This window comes from Owenweeksia hongkongensis DSM 17368 (genome assembly GCF_000236705.1).
In the GTDB taxonomy this organism is placed as follows: Bacteria; Bacteroidota; Bacteroidia; order Flavobacteriales; family Schleiferiaceae; genus Owenweeksia; species Owenweeksia hongkongensis.
In genome coordinates this window covers 99,107-118,183 of record NC_016599.1, presented here as the reverse complement: position 1 = coordinate 118,183, position 19,077 = coordinate 99,107, and the positions used below count along the sequence as shown (strand labels likewise).

Annotated in this window: 17 protein-coding genes; 7 read left to right on the top strand and 10 right to left on the bottom strand. The window is 39.8% G+C overall.

All coding sequences use genetic code 11. From position 1 onward, the window contains the following. Positions 1 to 66 precede the first annotated feature (66 nt). From OWEHO_RS00545 to OWEHO_RS00535, 3 genes are read left to right on the top strand one after another with little or no spacing between them, the layout of a single operon-like run. Positions 67 to 411: a YciI family protein gene (locus tag OWEHO_RS00545; protein ID WP_014200493.1), complete on the top strand. Its 345-nt coding sequence runs from the start codon at positions 67 to 69 to the stop codon at positions 409 to 411. Position 412: 1 nt separating this feature from the next. Beyond that, a complete protein-coding gene (locus tag OWEHO_RS00540) occupies positions 413 to 871 on the top strand; it encodes a DUF1569 domain-containing protein (RefSeq protein ID WP_014200492.1) in 459 nt (152 codons plus the stop codon). A 6-nt stretch (positions 872 to 877) separates the two neighbouring features. Then, the gene (locus OWEHO_RS00535; protein ID WP_014200491.1) at positions 878 to 2,113 is read left to right on the top strand and encodes an RNA polymerase sigma factor; all 1,236 of its coding nucleotides are present in this window, start codon (positions 878 to 880) and stop codon (positions 2,111 to 2,113) included. Positions 2,114 to 2,168: 55 nt separating this feature from the next. Here OWEHO_RS00535 and OWEHO_RS00530 read toward each other — a convergent pair whose 3' ends face one another. From OWEHO_RS00530 to OWEHO_RS00495, 8 genes are all read right to left on the bottom strand, one after another. After that, positions 2,169 to 3,779 carry an ABC transporter substrate-binding protein gene (locus tag OWEHO_RS00530; protein WP_014200490.1) on the bottom strand — a complete coding sequence of 537 codons (1,611 nt, stop codon included), beginning with the start codon at positions 3,777 to 3,779 and terminating at the stop codon, positions 2,169 to 2,171. Positions 3,780 to 3,810: 31 nt separating this feature from the next. Further along, complete coding sequence (locus OWEHO_RS00525) at positions 3,811 to 4,104, bottom strand: GNAT family N-acetyltransferase (protein WP_014200489.1); 294 nt, start codon at positions 4,102 to 4,104, stop codon at positions 3,811 to 3,813. Then, on the bottom strand, positions 4,104 to 5,078 hold the full coding sequence (locus OWEHO_RS00520) for a 2-hydroxyacid dehydrogenase (protein WP_014200488.1): 975 nt from the start codon (positions 5,076 to 5,078) through the stop codon (positions 4,104 to 4,106). The genes OWEHO_RS00525 and OWEHO_RS00520 overlap by 1 nt, the downstream gene beginning before the upstream one ends. Before the next feature lie 31 nt (positions 5,079 to 5,109). Next, entirely contained in the window at positions 5,110 to 6,804 is a 1,695-nt protein-coding gene (locus tag OWEHO_RS00515) for a mechanosensitive ion channel family protein (protein ID WP_014200487.1), read from the bottom strand. Positions 6,805 to 6,812: 8 nt separating this feature from the next. Further along, positions 6,813 to 7,688 (bottom strand): transporter, encoded by an 876-nt coding sequence (locus OWEHO_RS00510; RefSeq protein ID WP_014200486.1) that lies wholly within the window; start codon positions 7,686 to 7,688, stop codon positions 6,813 to 6,815. A 48-nt stretch (positions 7,689 to 7,736) separates the two neighbouring features. Further along, positions 7,737 to 9,089, bottom strand: a complete 1,353-nt coding sequence (gene mgtE / locus OWEHO_RS00505) for a magnesium transporter (protein WP_014200485.1) — start codon at positions 9,087 to 9,089, stop codon at positions 7,737 to 7,739. Then, positions 9,086 to 9,850, bottom strand: coding sequence for a 16S rRNA (adenine(1518)-N(6)/adenine(1519)-N(6))-dimethyltransferase RsmA (rsmA, locus tag OWEHO_RS00500; RefSeq protein WP_014200484.1), 765 nt, complete (start codon positions 9,848 to 9,850; stop codon positions 9,086 to 9,088). The genes mgtE and rsmA overlap by 4 nt, the downstream gene beginning before the upstream one ends. Before the next feature lie 90 nt (positions 9,851 to 9,940). Beyond that, positions 9,941 to 11,983, bottom strand: coding sequence for a M3 family metallopeptidase (locus tag OWEHO_RS00495; protein ID WP_014200483.1), 2,043 nt, complete (start codon positions 11,981 to 11,983; stop codon positions 9,941 to 9,943). Positions 11,984 to 12,167: 184 nt separating this feature from the next. Here OWEHO_RS00495 and OWEHO_RS00490 point away from each other — a divergent pair, with 184 nt between their 5' ends. Together OWEHO_RS00490 and OWEHO_RS00485 are read left to right on the top strand one after the other, a co-directional pair. Next, entirely contained in the window at positions 12,168 to 12,731 is a 564-nt protein-coding gene (locus OWEHO_RS00490; protein WP_014200482.1) for a DinB family protein, read from the top strand. Between the two features lie 186 nt (positions 12,732 to 12,917). After that, positions 12,918 to 13,520, top strand: coding sequence for a hypothetical protein (locus tag OWEHO_RS00485; protein ID WP_014200481.1), 603 nt, complete (start codon positions 12,918 to 12,920; stop codon positions 13,518 to 13,520). Positions 13,521 to 13,613: 93 nt separating this feature from the next. On the opposite strand, the gene OWEHO_RS00480 is transcribed toward OWEHO_RS00485, so the two are convergent. Continuing rightward, positions 13,614 to 15,110: a PorP/SprF family type IX secretion system membrane protein gene (locus OWEHO_RS00480; protein WP_014200480.1), complete on the bottom strand. Its 1,497-nt coding sequence runs from the start codon at positions 15,108 to 15,110 to the stop codon at positions 13,614 to 13,616. 25 nt (positions 15,111 to 15,135) lie between these two features. Further along, positions 15,136 to 18,027: a gliding motility-associated C-terminal domain-containing protein gene (locus OWEHO_RS00475; RefSeq protein ID WP_014200479.1), complete on the bottom strand. Its 2,892-nt coding sequence runs from the start codon at positions 18,025 to 18,027 to the stop codon at positions 15,136 to 15,138. A 171-nt stretch (positions 18,028 to 18,198) separates the two neighbouring features. Between OWEHO_RS00475 and OWEHO_RS00470 the strand changes: the two genes are divergently transcribed. Beyond that, positions 18,199 to 18,567: a diacylglycerol kinase family protein gene (locus OWEHO_RS00470; RefSeq protein ID WP_014200478.1), complete on the top strand. Its 369-nt coding sequence runs from the start codon at positions 18,199 to 18,201 to the stop codon at positions 18,565 to 18,567. Continuing rightward, a complete protein-coding gene (locus OWEHO_RS00465) occupies positions 18,564 to 19,073 on the top strand; it encodes a GAF domain-containing protein (protein ID WP_014200477.1) in 510 nt (169 codons plus the stop codon). Before OWEHO_RS00470 ends, OWEHO_RS00465 begins: the two co-directional genes overlap by 4 nt. Positions 19,074 to 19,077: the final 4 nt, after the last annotated feature.

Sequence of the window (19,077 nt, the reverse complement as noted above, 5' to 3'; positions counted from 1 at the left end):
ACAAACGATGTCCTATTTTGAAAAACTCAATCGTCATAAAGACATAAACTTAAAATATTAGAAATTATGAAAGAATTTATGATGATTTTCAGAAACGAAAAAACTGACCAGCCAAAACCTTCGCCAGTGCAGATGCAAGCGATGATTAAACAATGGCAGGATTGGATTGGTGGAATTGCAGCACAAGGAAAATTCGTTAGCACCAATGCTTTGGGTTACGAAGGACAAACTGTAAACTCAAACGGAGTTGTGAGCGATGGCCCTTATGCCGAAGTAAAAGAAATGGTTGGTGGCTACATCATTGTAAAAGCGGAAAACCTAGCCGATGCTGTTAAACTTTCTGAAGGTTGCCCAACACTTTTTATGGGTGGAAAAGTAGAAGTTAGAGATGTAATGGTAATTGATTTGTAAAATGGCCTTACCAAATATTTTCAACAAAGACATTTCAGAAAAGGTAATTCAAAGAATTGACCACCTGAAAGTAGACACCCAACCAAATTGGGGAAAGATGAATGTTTCGGAAATGTTGGCACATTGCAACGTTGCCTATGAAATGGTTTATGAAAACAAACATCCTAAACCTAATTTTTTTATGAAACTAATGATGAAATCTTTTGTAAAGAAAATCGTGACAAGCGAAACACCATACAAACACAATGCCCAAACTGCACCTTCGTTCAAAATTAAGAATTCCAGAAACTTTCAAACAGAGAAAATCCGTTTGATTGATTACATCAATAAAACCCAGCAATTGGGTGCAAGTAATTTCGACAACAAAGAATCACATTCGTTTGGAAAGTTAAGTATCAAGGAATGGAATAATATGTTTTACAAACATTTAGACCATCATTTAAATCAGTTTGGAGTGTAAAAACAGATGCAAGAAAAAGAACTTATTCCTCAATTATTCAAAACAGAGTACAGGAAAATTATTTCTGTACTCTGTAAATTGTTTGGTATAGTTCATATAGAAATTGCAGAAGACATTGCAAACGACACTTTTCTGTTGGCTTCTGAAACTTGGGGATTAAAGGGAATTCCCGAAAATCCTACCGCTTGGCTTTACACAGTCGCCAAAAACAAAACAAAGGACTATTTCAAAAGAACAAAAATATTTTCCGAAAAGGTCGCAAAAGAACTTAAAAACGCTCAATCCATTTCCCACGAAATGGAACTCGACCTATCTGAAGAAAATATTAATGATAGTCAATTGCAAATGTTGTTTGCTGTATGCAACCCAATCAATAGCAATGAATCTCAAATCGCTCTTGCTTTAAAAATCCTCTGTGGCTTTGGCATCGATGAAATTGCCAACGCACTTTTAAGCACAAAGGAAACAATCAACAAAAGGCTTTATCGAGCAAAAAATACTTTACGAGAAAATAATGTAGATTTATCGTTTCCGTCTGGTTCAGATTTGGGAAAACGTTTGGATAATGTGCTTTCAATTTTGTACCTACTTTTTAACGAGGGCTATTATTCTTCCACATCCAAGAATACCATTAGTAAGGAATTATGCCTTGAAGCAATGCGTTTACTTTACATTTTGACAGAAAATGATAAAACAAATGTTCCAAAAGTAAATGCGTTAATGGCATTGTTTTGTTTTCATACTTCAAGATTTGATGCAAGATTTGACCAAATCGGGCAACAGGTCGTTTATAAAAAACAGGACAAGACCAAATGGAATTTTGAACTGATTGAAAAAGGTGAAACCTATCTTAACACTTCGGCAAAGGGCAACCAAATATCAAAATATCATTTGGAGGCAGGAATTGCTTTTTGGCATACAAGAATAAAAGTGGTAGAAAAAGAAAAATGGAATAACATTTTGCAATTGTACAATCGCCTTTTACAAATTGAATATTCGCCTATTACTGCTTTAAACAGGACTTACGCTTTAGCAATGGCAGAAAATAAAGAAATTGCACTAAAACAAGCATTAAAAATTGACTTGAAATCTAACCATCTTTATCATTCCCTTTTGGCAGAATTATACAGTGGAATTGATATACAAAATCAAATCGAGCATCTGAATTTGGCACTAAAACTGACAAAAAACGAAAATGATAAACTATTATTAATGAACAAAATAAACAAAGCCAGTGGCTAACAATGTATCCAGTGCAAAGCAGTATTCCCAACCTTAAGTTAGATAAATAAATCTACTACTCCCCCTTCCTCACCCTCTTCAAATCCAAAAGATTCATAGCATTTCCGCCAAGGCCGCTTACGGTATTTGGGTAAAAGCGCAGCACCTGATCATAATACAAAGGCACCACAGGAGCCTGAGCCATCACCAGGCTATCCATTTTAGTATAAAGCACCATTCGGCTGCTATCATTGGTTTCGGCAGTAGCTCGCTGGTAGAGGCTGTCAAAAACAGGGTTCTTAAAGTGCGTATAATTTGGACCATTGGGTGCCCAGTTTTCTGAGTAAAATAAGGACAAGTAATTTTCCCCATCAGGGTAATCACCAATCCAGCTGGCACGAAAAAATGGCACTTTGGAGGTAGCAATAGATTGACGCAAAGTAGAAGGTGGCGTTACCTCCACTTCCATTTTGATGCCGATGCCCGCAACCTCGCCTTGTATGTATTCGCACAAATCCAAATAGCTGGCATTGGTCTGCAGTTTTATAGGTGGCAAGCCTGCACCATTGGGGTATCCCGCTTCCGCTAAAAGTGCTTTTGCCTTTTCAGGATTATAATCATAGCCCACAACCCGGCTGGTGTCAAAAGAAGCCAAACCGCGCGGTATCATTCCATAATTGGCAGGCTCACCAATATTGTTGCGCAGGTAACGCATCATCTTTTTGCGGTCAAAACCATAATTAATCGCTTGGCGAATACGCACGTCCAAAATGGGGGAACCTTCCATGATAGTTTGTGAACTATCCACCAAAAAGGCTAAATACTCGGTATTCAAATACGGCTGACGGTAAAGGTTGAAACTCTCTGCATATCGCTCTTGCAACTCTCCTGTATGGGTAAGCAGCTCGTCTTTGTAGCTGGCATCAATTCCTGAAATCAAATCCAGATTTCCTTTTATAAATTCCAAAAAGGCCGACTGCTTATCCGGAATAAAAGAAATAGCCACTGACTCCAGGTAAGGCAAGTTGTTTCCCTCCTCATCTTTTTCAAAATATTCCGCATTCTTGCGGAGAACCAATTTTTCATTTTCAGCCCAAATCTTAAAGTAAAATGGCCCCGTGCCCACTGGCTTTTCGCGAAAACTATTGCCATAATAATTCACCGCTTCTTCAGGCACTACCGAACAATATTTCATGGAGAGAATTCCCAAAAAAGGTGGAAATGGCTGCTTCATGTAAATGACAAAGGTGGAGTCATCAGGTGCGTCAAAAGTGAGAACATTGGCGAACACCCAACTACCGGGAGCAGCAAGGTAGGTGGACTGCACACGCTCAAAACTGTATTTAAAATCTTCGGCTACAACTCTGCGTTGCTCATCATTTTCAAAACATTCATTGGCATGAAAAAGCACATCATCACGCAAGTGAAAAGTATAGGCCATACCGCTATCGCTTATTTCCCAACTTTTGGCAATACATGGCTGCACTTTAAGGTCATCATCCATTTGTACCAATCCATTAAACAGCTGATTAACCGCCCAAATGTTAGCCTGATTACGGGAAAAAGCAGGGTCTAAAGAAGTGATACCTGCAGCTTCGTTGTAACGAAAAATAAGGGAGTCATCATATTGCTTTTGAGGGGAGCAAGCCAGCAAGAGGAATAGAATGGAAAACAGGGTGTATCGCATGGGGCAAACTTATAGAAAAGAAAGGTGCGCTTTAAGCCAGAACATCACCGAATTTGTCTCGATTTGTGGTCATATATTTTTTGGCAAAAGGACATAGGGGCACAATCTTCATCCCTTTTTTACGGGCATGTTCGGCCGCGGCATCTACCAATTTTGAAGCCGCTCCTTTGCCTTGCAACTCTTTCCCAACTTCTGTATGTTGAATCACCAGCCGCCCAGAACCAAAAAGAATATAATCAAGCTTGCCTACACGTTCCTCACCTTGGCCAGCAATAAAAAGCTCTCCGGCATTTGACTTTTGCTCGTGCTGTATTTCGATTTCCATTAGATAAGTTTTAGTGCCTTTACTTTATCGACAATAGTTTGCGCCATCTTCTCATTACTCTCTACTGTCCAGCCCGCAATGTGTGGACTTAAAATTACGTTTTCAGCTTCAATTAAATATTGGAAGGCGGCCGGCAAGTCCACCCCCACCCTTCGGGCACCCCCGCCAGCGGGGGACAGAAACATATCTTCAAAGGATGCTTTTTCGTATTCTAATACATCAAGGCAAGCACCAAGTACTTTTCCGCTTTTTAAGGCATCTACTAAATCTGCTGTTTTTACCGATTTACCACGGGCTGTGTTTATCAAGTAAAAGGGTTTTGCAAAAGCATTGATAAACTCAGAATCCACCATACCCAGCGTTTCCTCTGACTGTGGAATATGAAGGCTCACTATGTCCGCATGCTTTTGCAAATCGGTCAAGCTTGTTTCTTCCACATACACGTTGCCAAAACCTGATTTGTACTTATCATACGCCAATACTTTGCATCCAAAGCCCTGTAGCTTTTCCGCGAAAGCGGAGCCCATATAGCCATAGCCGATAATGCCTACCGTTTTTCCTTGAATCTCCAATCCTCGATTAGCCTCACGTCTCCATTGGCCGTTCCGCACTTCTGCATCAGCTCTTTTCAAATTATTAAAAAGCATGAGCAACATTCCTATCGCATGTTCGCCCAACGCATCTCGGTTTCCTTCGGGTGCCTTTATCAGGTGTATGTTTTTGCTTTCCGCTAAAGGAATATCAATATTTTCCATCCCCGCTCCCACTCTGGCAATAAACTTCAGCGAGGTTCCACATTCGATAAAGGTCTTGTCCACAGGAAAACGACTACGAATAACCATCCCTTGATAATTAGGAAGCTTGGCCATTATTTCCGCTTTTGAAGACTTATAATCTTCTTCCAGCTCAAAACCCAAATCGTGCAAACCATCTGTAAGAATGGGGTCTACTGTATCAATAATTAAAACTTTCATTTTCGTGGTTTAGAATAAAATGAGCTCATGATTACTCACTTTCAGTAGGTGCGCCATCATCTGGCTTCTGCTCATTAGTTTTTGCTGCCTCTGCTCGTTCTTTTGCAGCCTCTTCTTGCTGCTTTACGGCTTCCGTTTTTATACTCCCGTTTACCGGAGGAGTGGTGTCCGGCCCTTCGCGCATGGCTCGGTAATGAGGCGACATTATTTCAACACCATTCTTGGCAAATATGTCTTGAATAAGGGCGTGCAAATCCGAATAAATCATGGCCTGAGATGATGGGACATTTGTGTAGGCATTTATTTGGTAAGCCACGTAAAAATCATCCAGACTGGTTTGTAATACAAAGGGTGCTGGGGTCTGTTCTATATGTGGTGTTTTTGAAGCCGCTTCTATCAGCATTTCATGCACTTTTCGCCAAGGCACATCGTAGCCAATGGTAATACCCGTATGAATAATAAGACCCGCAGACTGCTCGCTAGATACACTATAATTGATAGTACTGCCCGTAAGTATGTTGCTATTGGGTACAGTGATAATTTCATTTTTGATGGTTCGTATCCTAGTTACCAGTAGGGTTTTCTCCATAATATCACCAGATACTTCACCAATACGAACCCTATCGCCCACCTTAAAAGGACGCATGTAGGTAATCACTAAACCAGACACAATATTAGAGATAGCAGAAGTAGAACCCATTGAAATTAAAAGCCCTAAAAACACCGATACTCCCTGAAAAATAGCACTATCAGATCCTGGTAGGTATGGCCAAACGAGTACCAGCATAAACACATATAAAATAAAGTTTATGAGTCGTGAAGTTGGCACAGCCCAGTCAGGATAAAAACCGCTTATCTTAAGTTTTCCCTGCTGCACCTCGTTGGCCATAAAACTTACTCCCTTGGTGATATACCTCATAATAACCACGATTACCAAAATGGTAAACAGGTTAGGGATATAATCAATAAACGCATGCATAATGGCGCGTACCGGATCCAATACAAACCCAAACAATTTATCCGCTAAGCCCTCCGTCCATGGGAATATTTTTAAGATAATGGGAAGGGTGAAGTAAAGAACAATAAGGAGGAGCAATATGCGCATTGCCTTTAGGGCAATCTGCAAGATGGACAAGGAGCGATTTTCGTCCATTATCTCGTAGTCCTTTATTTTAAAAGCTTTTACCTTTTTACCTTTTTGATCATGAAGTTTTACAGCCAACCAGCGAAAAAGACGGTTAACATATTTTACTATAAAGATGGCAATAACAAGCACCAAAAGTGAAAGGCCGATCTGTATCAGTAAGTCCTTTAATGATCTTTGTGAATTAACTTCACCACATTTTGAAACAAGTTTTTCATGATAATCAGCAGCTGTTTTGGAAGGAGGGGATCCATACCATTTGGCATCATTCACGGTAATATTTACCAGTAACTCGCGCTTGTAGGTGATTCGGGAATAATCCAATAAATCCTCCACCATGATGCTATCCGCCACAAATGTGGGAGACGCTATGATGTTTTGCAGACGCTGGTTTACAAGTGTGGCTCTCTCTCTGGCCGATATTCCATTAATCTTGTCATATAAATAGAAAAGGGTGTCTTTTGAAATAATTACAGCGCTCCGACTGCGATACTGAGTGGAATCAAACACAGTTTCATTCTCCTGACCCTTTGCAGCCAACACCGAAAAAAGCCCTATTAGGCCAATTAAAATTATTCGCATAAACACCATTATTTAGCAGTTAAAATACGCCAAGAAATACCAGCTGAAACAAAGTAACTTTCAATAGGTGTTCCTACCAAAGGCCTGTTATAGCCATAACCTCCGAGAATATCTAGCTGAACATTATTTGAAATCAAATACGAAAAACCCCCGTCAAAATACGTGCGAAAGTCCTCATACGATCCATTGTTCACATCTGATTCCAGAAAAATAGTTCCGTAGTTTTCAATAAAAACCCCGAGTTTATCAGTAATTGCATAACTGTAAGCAAGGGTATAGTTAATTTTTGATGATTCAAATCCGGCAATATCTATAATCGGAATAATGTTTACAGTAAGCCCATTTCTTTCAGTGAGCTGCCAGGCAAAAGCTCCTGTTATCTTCACATCTTTTACTTCAAATTCACCATTCTGAAAATACTGCCCCATACCTAATCTCGCTTGTACGGCAATATCCGGAACTCCCTTGTTCTGACCTACCAAATGCATACGTGCCCCAATATCAAAGGTGCTTAAATAGTTAGATTGAATGTCCTCATCCGGTAAATTTGAATAATATCTCCAGTTTTCCCATTTGTAATCAACAGCTGCGTTAATTTCTATATTTTCAGCAATACCATATCGGATGACATTCTCAAAAGTGCTGTTTTTAGCAATACCATCTCTGTCCAAAGAAAGTGTGTTTGGGTCTATATCAGCCTTTTCCTGATCATAAACATACCCTTGCTGAAACTGTAAAATTCCCTTTCCAGTTGTAAAAGGATTGATACTTTGCCCTGGGCGGCCAGTACGGATAGTTTCATTGTATTGTGCTTGGATAATTCCCGAAAAGGCAAACACAAATAGCAGGACAAGTCTCGAGCGGTTGAGAAACTTATTAATCATCTAGGAAAATTTGGTGTTGAATAAATATACACCATTTGGGCACATTTGCTAAGCTCCAAGCAAAAGACTACCTATGGTAAAGTATATAAACAAGCCTAATATATCATTGGTGGTGGTTATAAACGGCCCTGTTGCCAAGGCTGGATCTATTTTGTACTTATCCAATAATAAAGGTACAAAAGTACCGATAAGAGCTGCTACCACTACCACTGAAATAAGTGCTACCGCAACGGTAATAGCCAATTTGGTTTCATATCCTAAAAAGAGGCTGGCGCCAACAATAATAAGAGAACAAATCAATCCATTGAGCAATCCTACCCCAAGTTCTTTAAACAACCTTTTCAGTAAACTCCCCATAGGAGATTTACTAGCCAAAGCCTGCACTATAATTGCAGAAGACTGAACCCCTACATTACCACCCATTGCAGCTATAAGTGGAATGAAAAAGGCCATCTTTGGAACATGCGAAAGCTCTAGCTCAAAACGACCAATAACAGAGGCCGCTCCTAAACCTCCTACGAGGCCAATCAGCAACCACGGCAAACGTGCGCGAGTAGTAGTCCAAACGGAATCATCCGATTCTACATCCTCTACAAGTCCAGATGCAAAATTGTAGTCTTCTTTCGCTTCATCACGAATTACGTCTACAACGTCATCTATTGTAATTCGACCTATAAGGTGATTCAATGAATCTACCACGGGCATTACGATAAGGTCATATTTTTCCATCGCTCGAGCTACATCTTCCGCATCATCCATAGCTTCTACGCTTTGTGCGTTTTTTGTAAAAACCTCACCAATTGGTGTTTTGGTAGAAGTAGTCAAAAGCTTTTTTAGCGAAAGCGTACCCAGCAATTTATTGGCATCATCTACCACATATACGCTGTGTACGTGCTCAATATCTTCAGCCTGTCTGCGCATTTCCTTTACGCATTGCAGCACCCTCCAATTGTGATTTACCTTTACAAGCTCAGTACCCATCAAAGCTCCAGCAGTATTTTCTGGATAAATAAGTAGGTCAGCCAAACCTTTTGCCTGGATAGGGTCTTCAATACTATTTAATACCTCACGCTGTCTTTCTTCAGAAAGTTCATTGATAAGGTCAGCCGCATCATCAGAATCCAGATTATCAACAAGCTCCGTGGCGATTTCAAGACCAGAATAATCTTCAAGAATTTTTGCACGTAAATCTTCATCCAGCTCTATCAGTACATCTGCAGCCTTTTCATCTTCCAAGTCATGAAGTAGAAGTTTACCCGCCTCAAGAGACATCTGGTCCACCACCTCCGCAATATCGGCAGCGTGTGTATCATTAAGTTCCTCAAGGTGCAATTCAGCGTTTCCCGCAATTACATCTTCCTCAAGTTGGTTTATATATTCTGATGTTACCTCAAATTTCATGGCTGCTGCAAAGTCTTAGTTATGTAAATAAAGTCTTCCAGATGTAATTGTTCAGCACGCTTTGCCATTAGTTCACTTTGTTGAAGCTCTTCTGGCAAATTCAATTGTTTCAAGGCATTTCTCAAAGTCTTTCGTCTTTGATTGAAAGCCGTTTTCACTACAGTTTTAAACAGCGACTCATCGCAAGGCAAAGTATAGCCTTCTTTTCGCACCAAGCGGATTACTCCACTTTGCACTTTGGGCGGAGGATTAAACTCCTCCTTTTCTACAGTAAAAAGATACTCTGTATCGTAATAAGCAGCAGTAAGCACACTAATGATACCGTACGTTTTACTGCCTGGCCCGGCAGCAATTCGCTCAGCCACTTCCTTTTGAAACATGCCCGCCATTTGCGGTATCATGTGCCTGTTTTCTATAATCTTAAAAACTATCTGACTGGAAATATTATACGGGAAATTACCAATCACAGCGATGTTTCCATCAAAAACCTTATCGAGTTTAAGCTTCAAAAAATCACCTTCGATGATGTGGTCATAGCGCATATTAAAATGCCCTTTGAGGTATTCCACAGATTCATCATCCAGCTCCACCACATATAAATCCTTGTCACCTTTTACCAAAAACTGGGTAAGCACCCCCATCCCCGGACCAATTTCTACCACAGTATTGTAATCCCCCTCTACAAGCGAATTTGCAATATCAGCAGCTATAGCTTCATTTTTCAAAAAATGCTGGCCGAGATGTTTCTTAGGTCTTATCATGCGTGTAATTCAGACTTCAAAGTAATTCAAATTTGATGGAAGATTTCTTTCCATCACTAGAAAAGAAATTAGACGGCTATAAATTAAAAACTAAGCCTCAGCATTCTCGGATAAAAGACCTGCTCTTCTTAGCAAAGCTTTTGGGTCAGCATCTCTACCTCTAAACTCGCGATATAATTTTGCAGGGTGTACAGTTCCTCCCGCTGAAATCAACTTTTTAAATCGCGTAGCCACATTTTCGTTAAAAATACCTTCTTCTAAAAAGTACTCAAAAGCATCCGCATCAAGCACTTCTGCCCATTTATAGCTGTAATATCCTGCTGAATATCCACCCTGAAAAATATGGCTAAACGCTGTAGATGTGTTACTTCCTTCTACTCTAGGCAATAATTCCGTGTCTTTCAACACTTCATTTTCATAAGCATTCACATCCTTCACATTTTCCGGGTTGGTAGCATGCCAGGCCATATCCAGAGTGGCCAAACCTACTTGACGAACGGTTGCGTAACCTTCCATAAAACTTGCACTGGCCTTGAGGCGTTCCACCATCTCTGCTGGTATTTTCTCTCCAGTTTCATAGTGGCGGGCAAACAGGTCCAGACATTCTTTTTCATAACACCAGTTTTCCATTACTTGTGAAGGAAGCTCCACAAAATCCCAGAATACATTGGTACCACTCAAACTTGCATAAGTTCCACTGGCCATAATTCCGTGAAGGGCGTGACCAAACTCGTGAAACAAAGTAGTTACCTCCTGAAAAGTAAGTAGCGAAGGTTTTGTTTTAGTAGGCTTGGTAAAGTTGCAAACTATGCTAATGTGCGGGCGAATATCCACACCCGCCACATTCTTTTGGCTACGATAGCTCGTCATCCATGCACCATTGCGTTTTCCTTCTCGTGGAAAAAAGTCAGCATAAAACACGGCAAGGTGATTATCCTGAGCATCTTTCACCTCATAGGTGATTACATCTTTATGATATTTCTGAATGTCTTTGCGCTCATGAAAAGTAATTCCATAAAGAAGCTCAGCAACTTTAAATGAGCCATCAATCACATCCTCCAACTTGAAATATGGTTTCAGCATATCATCATCAATCTGAAACTTTTCTTGCTTCAGCTTTTCACTGTAAAAGGAAAAATCCCACTTTTTGATTTCTGATGGTCCTCCATTCTTTCTGGCATAAGCCGTAAGCTCCTCTACCTCCCTTATTCCTGCAGGTTTCCCGGCTTCTAAGATATCGCTCAAAAAGCTTTTCACCTTATCCGGATGCTCAGCCATGCGCTCTTGCAAAGTATACTCAGCATGATTTTCAAAACCTAAAAGCTGAGCACGCTGGTAGCGAAGCGTTGCAATCCGTTTTAAAATTTCTGTGTTGTTATAATCATTGACTTTGTTGGCGCGGCTACCAAAAGCCTTAGTCATTTTTTCACGCAGCTCACGCTTTTGCGAATAGGTAACAAAAGGAATGTAGCTTGGATATTGAAGGGTGAAAACCCACTTTCCTTCCTTGCCTTTTTCAGCAGCTGTTTCAGCAGCGGCTTCTATTATGCCTTCCGGCAATCCTTCAAGGTCTGCTTCATTGTCTATCACCAATTCAAAGTCATTGGTTTCGGCCAACACATTTTCACCAAAGTGCAAAGAAAGGCCAGATAGTTCATTGTCAATAGCCCGAAGCTTGTCTTTGTCTTCATCGCTAAGATTGGCACCATTGCGCATAAAGCCGCGATATGTTTTCTGAAGAAGCATTTTTTGCTCTTCATTCAAAGCTGACTGATCGGCTTCATACACAGCTTTTACCCTTTCAAAAAGAGCTGCATTTAGCATTATATCATTACCATACTCGGTAAGCTGAGGCGAAAAGTCACGTGCTATTTTCTGAATTTCATCATTAGTTTCAGCACTATTGAGGTTATAAAAAACCTCTGCCACGCGGGATACCATTTCACCACTTGCTTCCAGTGCTTCAATAGTATTTTCAAAAGTTGGCTCAGCCTGATTTGTGCTAATATCTTCCACTTCTTTCTTTCCCTGAGATATGGCCTCTTTAAGGGCGGGTAAAAAGTGTTCTTCCTTTATTTCTTCAAAAGGAGCAGTTTCAAAAACCGTGTTATATGCTTGTAAAAAGGGATTCATGATGTTGTATATGTTAAACCTGTATAAGTAAAACAGGCTAAGATTGTTTTCAATTTAGAACGGACAAAAATCATTATAAAGCTTTGCAATTACAACAAATCACAAGATCGTTTATTACTAAGTTTTAAATATTTTAGGTGTGTCAAGATTCTTAAGTAATTTTACACGGACTAAACAACAATGCATGATTCGTTCTGAGTATTTAAGCGACCTACGGCACACTGCGCGTGAAATAAGGAATGATGTTCAAAAAGAGTTTTACTTTTTAGAAAGTGAAGATCTTCGCAGGCGCCCTGCTCCTGACAAGTGGAGTATCATTGAGGTATTTGCTCACATTAATATTTTTCAAGCATTTTATATAAAAGAAATTTCTAAGGCATTGGAAGCAGCTCCTGATATGGATGCTGATGAAACTCATATCTCATGGCTAGGTAAGCAATTCATAAAATCAATGAAGCCAAGTGAGGAGGGAGTAATCGCTATGAAGATGCCCACTTTTGCGAAAGCCGACCCTATAAAACGTGCTAAAAAAGGGATTGTAATCAATGAAAAGGTCGTTTTTAGTGATTTTATAAGCGACATTGAAGAGATGGAAGATCTAATAATAAAGAGCTACGACAAAGACATCACGGCTGTAAAGGTTCCTACCTTTTTACCATTTGTAAAAATTACCATTGCAGATGCTTTGGGCTTTAATATGGCTCATGTAGAAAGGCACATATTGCAAGCCAAGAATATACTTGAGTAATCTCCTCTTTCTTAAATACATCCATTTATTTTAGACTCAAGTTCCTCTCTTTAAGGAAAAACCCTCTGGATATCAGACGTTTTTTCTTAAATCATTCAGGGAATCTCCTCTTACACACGCTACGCATAAGCTGCAATTTTGAGTAAAGATTTTAATAATCACATTTTAACTCAAAACCCAATTATTATGAAAACTTATGTAAAGATTCCAATGTTGGCAACTCTACTAGCTGTTGCCATATCTTCTTGCAACAAGGAAGATAAAAATGAAGTTATTCAACAACCACTTTCTCAAACCGTTGATGCTTCTGACCCAGATGCAATGAGTGCGGCTCTGGTAATAAGTGGTGCAATACGTCATCAAGGAGAACTGCCTACCCCTACATCCATGAGCACTCAGAATCCAAAAATCAAAAATGGAAAAGGTTTGCAATTCAGCCAAGAAGGTGGAATAGTGAAATTAAAGTTTGCATTTGAACCTGGTGCTGACAATCACGAGTATGGTGGCTGTTTCATTCAAGTAAGAGGTGCTGCTGATTATTTTAAAGTAAAAGCCACCAATCCCTCAAGCGCACAAGCTATTGCTATTGAGCTCCCTAAAAAATTGGTAGGTGCTAACTTTATTATTGACTTTAGAGCTTATGATGTAAATGATGTAATCAGCGAAGTTTCATCATCAAGTGTAGTGCTAGGAAGCATCCACTCATCTCCTTCAGTATTAATTCCAGAACCTCATCTACAGGAAGCGTACTTAGAAAAAAGAGACTCAAAAAAAATTCTCAACAACTAAACTCTTCAGCAGTACATTTTGAATAGATAAAATCAAAAAATCCTCTTTAAGTGTTATCACCTAAAGAGGATTTTTAAATTTTATGAAATGAAATTACTTGATAATCTTAATCCAAAGATCACCATTGTAACTTCCGTTCATATTGCCATTTTTGGCATTTTCCGCATCTTGATAAGTATCAAATTTAAGCAGATACACATAGTAATAAGAGTTTCCTGGATCTTGGAATGAACGAGCATCCTTCCCTTCATTTTCCAATTTACGCTGTAGCCTGTCTGCATTAGCCTTGTTGCTAAATACTCCTGCCACAACATAATATCCACTAGACCCTGGAGCTACGTTGCTGGCCGTATTTGCGGGATTATAGCCCCCATTGTTTCCAGCTTCACCATTATTTCCTGCATTGCCTTGTTGATTATTATTTCCGGCATTACCTTGGGCATTGTTGTTGCCAGCATTGCTTTGGGCATTCCTGTTGTCATTATTACCACTTGTAGATGTGCCACTTTTTGCAGCTTCAGCAGCAGCTTTTTCTGCGGCCTCACCAGCAGCTTGCTTCATTTCAGTTTCGAGTTCGCGCTTGTACTCATCTTTAAACTCTTCAAGCTTCTCATCTACAATTTCCTCTGTCTCTTCTTTCTGCTTACGCTGATTTTGCTTCAATTTCTTGATTTCGTTTTCCAAACGCTCGTTACGCTTGTTGCTACCAAAACGATAGGTAAGCATAAACTCATGAGAAGTGCCCAAGTCGGGACCGTAATCATTCAGAGAAAAATCATAGGCATAACCTACTGTAAGTTGCTCAGTAAGGTTCAAGCCAATATTAGCTGTAACTGCATAATCAGATCGAAACATGGCTCCTACATAACCATACTTTGTCATATTATACATAAGTCCGGCATCTATCTGAATTGGCACATTATCATCCGCAGCACGCAACATCACCATTGGTGAAAGTATATTTTTGTCTCCTGAAAATTTGAAGTCATACTGAGCATTAATAACATAGTGACGCAGCAATGTGTATGTAACATCATCACTCGCCACATCTCCTAAATACTTGATTGGCTGACCTATCAATTGTGGTACCGAGGCTCCTAATTGAAAATCTGCGATTTTAAGATTGAAACCAAAATTCAAATCGAACGTTCCACGATCACCATTTATCACGGTATATACATCGCCTTGATCTTGAGCACGAATTGCTGATAGGTCAATATTATTTGCCAAATAGCCAGCTCCCAGTCCAAGGGACAAAGTTGCACTCTCTGACATACGAATGTGATAGGCATAGTTTCCATACACACCAATTCGTCTAATGATGTCTGTTTGATCATTAAAGGCGTAACCACTCCAGCCCACTTTTTCTTCGTTAAGCGACCCATTTATTGCAAGTGCCGAAGTTTCTGGTGCTCCCTGAATACCCGACCATTGTCTACGGTGAAGTACGCTCAACTCAGTGTATCCCTCAGTTCCAGAACGAGCCGGATTGTACATAAAGGGGGTGAAAAAATAATTACTATAAAGCGGTATTTGCTGCGCTTGCGATGAAAGAAGCGTAATTAGAAACACAGCAAGGGTTAATCTCATCTTGTTAATTTTCATAGCGCAGTTATTATTGGTTACGGATTATGGTTACAGCATTCTTGAGGACTATCTCTCCATCACAACTAAGAATGTAATAATAGGTGCCATCCGGCATCGGATTTCCACCATTATTTGTTCCATCCCACACTCCATTAAAGCTTTCATCAACAAAAATAACAGAACCCCAACGATTCATTATATCTATTCTACATCCAGTGTAATCCTCGGTTATTCCAGAAATATCCCATACATCAGATTTTCCGTTTCCGTCAGGCGTAAATACATTCCAGGCTTGATCAATAAGTGCAGTTCCAGCACTTTCATCGCTTATCACAAACAAATTAAGAGTATCGTAAGCGAAACAGCCATTGCTACTTGATACTTTTACATAAACTTGAATTGTGTCTTCTTTCACACCTTCAGGTAAAGTATAACTTACTGAGGTATTTGCAGAAAGAATATTACCCCAAGCGATTGGCTTGCTGGCGCCCCATTGGTAATCTATACCACCTGTTGCAGCAAGCTGAGCTGTCCCGCCTGAGAAAATAGTAACATCCGGCCCAGCATTTGCCACGGTCACTAAGTCATATATTTTAATTTCTCTTGTAGAAGTACAGTTGTTAATACCTGTGCCAGTTACAGTATATGTTCCTGCTCCACTTAGCCAATTATCAGCAGTAACAGCTCCATCACTCCATACATACCTAAATGAATTTCCTTGAGCAATAACAAGAACGGAGTCTCCCGGACACACACCGATAGAGTCACTCGGGAAAAAATTAATGGTGGGAGGATCAAAGAAGTGAACGCTAAATCTTGCCGTAGTATCCGGGCATATTTCTAGGCCAAATTGATTTTCATAATAAGTAAGCAAACTAAACCAAACTGTATCAACACCTGATGGACGATAAGCTGTATCAATTACCAAGTGAGGCAAGGTATCATTCATCAATGGAGCCCAACCCGAACCAAAATCTGTAACCCATTGATACTTCCATCGACCGGACAAACCAAAGACCGAGTCTGTTGCCGACACCACCACTGAATCTGTTAAGCAAAGGTTTCTGTCAGATGTAGTAGGGACATTAACAATTGTGGTTGTAGGTATAGAGTCTACAAATACCGTGTAAGGTCTTACTGTGTCACCACAAATACCATCATCGATATATACATAATACTTACCGCTCTCATTAACTACCAGTGTCCTGGCAGTTTCTCCAATGATTGGCACTTTTACCATCACATTTAGTGCTGTATCAAGTGAGTCTCTCATCCATTGGTATGAATAGCTATAGCCGTTGTTCGACATAATATTTGGCACCAATGAAGCTATTAATGTTGCGGAATCTCTTGCACAGAAATTGATTTGCTCTTTCCCTACAGGAAATACCCATGGGTCTGGCTGATGCAGCAAGCTATCAACTGGCTTCCACCTCACTATTACACTATCTGTATAATAGTCACAAATAGCTGATTTAGTAAATGGACTAAGAGTTGTAATTCTTAGTCTAAAGAAACTCAAAGCACGTATTGGCTTCATCGCGGTATCAACCTTGAGTGTCCATCTATCTCCAAAACGATCATAGTTTGTCTTATTTATATCTGTCCAAACTGGAGGTGAATTAGAGGTATTCAGTCGTTGCCATTGGAAATCAAGCAAGGTATCGCCTGTTTGTGCATTTGGTATTAGGGGAAGATCTGGAACCGAAAGCAATACAGAATCTGTCATACATATCTCAAGAGACTGAATGTGCGGATCAAGAAGCCCATTCGTCCAAGTTTGATAATTAATCAATGGATCAGGAATAGTGTCTTCATAAGCGAAATATGGAGCAGACGTATCTGTACAAAAACCATCATACACTACTAAATAATACCTTCCAGTAGTATCAATGTTTTGAGTTTGGAGAGTGTCCCCAGCATTCAATTGATAAAAAACAGTATCACCAAACGAAGTGATCGAATCGGTGAGCCAAGAATATTTGTAAGTAAGACCTAAAGACGCTGCGGGTGCGGGGCCACGAATTACAGCTGTCTCGTTTTCACAAAATTGAATTGAATCAATTGGGTTGTTAAATAATGTTCTTGGGTTGTCAATTTGTCGACCAGGCGAGGTTGGAGAAAAAGTAATATTAGTTTGTGGTTTTGAAATCACAATGGTGGTATCCTTAGAATCTCTTTCACAAAATCCAAAGTCCATTCTAATAGCATAGTTACCAGCTACCTTTACTACTAAACTGTCATCAGTATATGGAAAGCCTGTATTGCTGTTAATATAAGGTTGCCCATTAAGCAACCAAGTAATATTAGGACCTCCTGTTTGAACTTTAGCATAAAGCGTTACGGAATCCTTAGCACAAAACGCCCAATTTTCACCCTGTGGAGGATAAATATTAGGGAAACCACCAGCAATAGAATCTATTTCTGGCTTGTTTGGCATTTGGTTAATATTGAAATATACAGTGTCACTAGGAGGAGCTCCCACTGTAGAGTTCACAATACGCAAAGCGGCTACTCCTACCGGGGCGTTACAAGGTATTACCAAGTGAGCCCATTTTGCTCCAATACCAAATGTATCTACCGGGTTGCTTTGGTTTGGGGCCGCAGGTGTTAATTCATACAGCTCCAAAGAATCGTCTGGTGCTGATGGTAAGCCAGTGTAATTGTAAATGACTTCATAATAAAAGTCAGAACTCGGGTTAAACGGAGCGTTACCTATAAAATATTTAAGCGGCTGACTTTTAGGAACACCCGAAACCAAATCCAAAGAAGTTCCTATAGTATCACACTGACAAACGCTTACCGGGTTGGACGTGGTATTATTAGGAAACGTAATATCAATTGTTGATTGTGCATGCACCTGGGACCACCCCAGTAATAGGACGAGTAAAAAGCTAAATAGGATAGAGCCTTTTTTCATATTAAGTTAGTTTAGGTAATTCTATTAATTTGCGCAATATATATATTATATCCGTGTCCAAAATCGTCAAATACTCTACTTATGAACATCAGTTAGTTAAAGGTATATACGAGCTTAACGAACAATTTAGGACAAGGGTTAGGTACTTTCGTAAAATTATTAGCTAATCGCATGAACTATTTAAAAAAACGAAAAAGCGCTTTTGGCTACGCTCTTAAGGGTTTAAAAGCTTTTTTCAGAGACGAAGACCACCCCAAATTCCACGCTATTGCTGGAATACTGGCAGTTATACTAGGTTTTTCATTTAACCTTAATTCAATAGAGTGGATAGCTGTTATTTTTTGCGTAGCTCTGGTGCTAAGTTTTGAAGCTATTAACTCTGCTTTGGAGCAACTTACAGATATTGCCTCCCCTAGCTACCTTGAGTCTGCGGGAAAAGTAAAAGATATTGCAGCAGGGGCAGTTTTAATTTCATCCGTTGCTGCCGGCATTATCGGACTGATTATTTTTGTGCCTAAATTTTTGGAAATCCTACCATGAAGCAACACGAGGAATCACTGGCCGCCATAAGGCAAATTTTAAATTCTGACGCCAACACAGAAAGTAAGCTTACGCAAATAGTAAGCATGGTGAATTCAAATTACCCAAAATGTATTTGGGTAGGGTTTTACTTTATGAATCATGAAACACAGATGCTACATCTTGGACCATACATAGGTACTACTACCGAGCACACCATTATACCTTTCGGTAAAGGCATTTGTGGACAAGTAGCCGTTTCTGGTGAAACGTATGTAGCGGACAACGTTCAAGAGGAAAGTAATTACATAGCCTGCAGCCTTGGCGTACAAGCAGAAATCGTGGTTCCTATATATGACAAAGAAGTTTTGGTGGCGCAACTGGATATTGACAGCAATACACTTAGTGCCTTTACAGATGTTGACCGTATGTTTTTGGAAGAAGTATGTCGCGAAATAGGAAACACTATTGGTAATGAAATGCACTTACCGAGCTTTGTAGCGCAGGAACGCTCTAACTCTGTTTAGTTTT

Bases quoted from the DNA above. Each gene is read 5' to 3' on its own strand.
- OWEHO_RS00495 (WP_014200483.1), bottom strand. From the start codon at position 11,983: ATGAATCCCTTTTTACAAGCATATAACACGGTTTTTGAAACTGCTCCT.
- OWEHO_RS00485 (WP_014200481.1), top strand. From the start codon at position 12,918: ATGAAAACTTATGTAAAGATTCCAATGTTGGCAACTCTACTAGCTGTT.
- OWEHO_RS00520 (WP_014200488.1), bottom strand. From the start codon at position 5,078: ATGAAAGTTTTAATTATTGATACAGTAGACCCCATTCTTACAGATGGT.
- mgtE (WP_014200485.1), bottom strand. From the start codon at position 9,089: ATGAAATTTGAGGTAACATCAGAATATATAAACCAACTTGAGGAAGAT.
- OWEHO_RS00530 (WP_014200490.1), bottom strand. From the start codon at position 3,779: ATGCGATACACCCTGTTTTCCATTCTATTCCTCTTGCTGGCTTGCTCC.
- OWEHO_RS00510 (WP_014200486.1), bottom strand. From the start codon at position 7,688: ATGATTAATAAGTTTCTCAACCGCTCGAGACTTGTCCTGCTATTTGTG.
- OWEHO_RS00470 (WP_014200478.1), top strand. From the start codon at position 18,199: ATGAACTATTTAAAAAAACGAAAAAGCGCTTTTGGCTACGCTCTTAAG.
- OWEHO_RS00545 (WP_014200493.1), top strand. From the start codon at position 67: ATGAAAGAATTTATGATGATTTTCAGAAACGAAAAAACTGACCAGCCA.
- OWEHO_RS00535 (WP_014200491.1), top strand. From the start codon at position 878: ATGCAAGAAAAAGAACTTATTCCTCAATTATTCAAAACAGAGTACAGG.
- OWEHO_RS00465 (WP_014200477.1), top strand. From the start codon at position 18,564: ATGAAGCAACACGAGGAATCACTGGCCGCCATAAGGCAAATTTTAAAT.
- OWEHO_RS00475 (WP_014200479.1), bottom strand. From the start codon at position 18,027: ATGAAAAAAGGCTCTATCCTATTTAGCTTTTTACTCGTCCTATTACTG.
- rsmA (WP_014200484.1), bottom strand. From the start codon at position 9,850: ATGATAAGACCTAAGAAACATCTCGGCCAGCATTTTTTGAAAAATGAA.
- OWEHO_RS00515 (WP_014200487.1), bottom strand. From the start codon at position 6,804: ATGCGAATAATTTTAATTGGCCTAATAGGGCTTTTTTCGGTGTTGGCT.
- OWEHO_RS00480 (WP_014200480.1), bottom strand. From the start codon at position 15,110: ATGAGATTAACCCTTGCTGTGTTTCTAATTACGCTTCTTTCATCGCAA.
- OWEHO_RS00540 (WP_014200492.1), top strand. From the start codon at position 413: ATGGCCTTACCAAATATTTTCAACAAAGACATTTCAGAAAAGGTAATT.
- OWEHO_RS00525 (WP_014200489.1), bottom strand. From the start codon at position 4,104: ATGGAAATCGAAATACAGCACGAGCAAAAGTCAAATGCCGGAGAGCTT.
- OWEHO_RS00490 (WP_014200482.1), top strand. From the start codon at position 12,168: ATGATTCGTTCTGAGTATTTAAGCGACCTACGGCACACTGCGCGTGAA.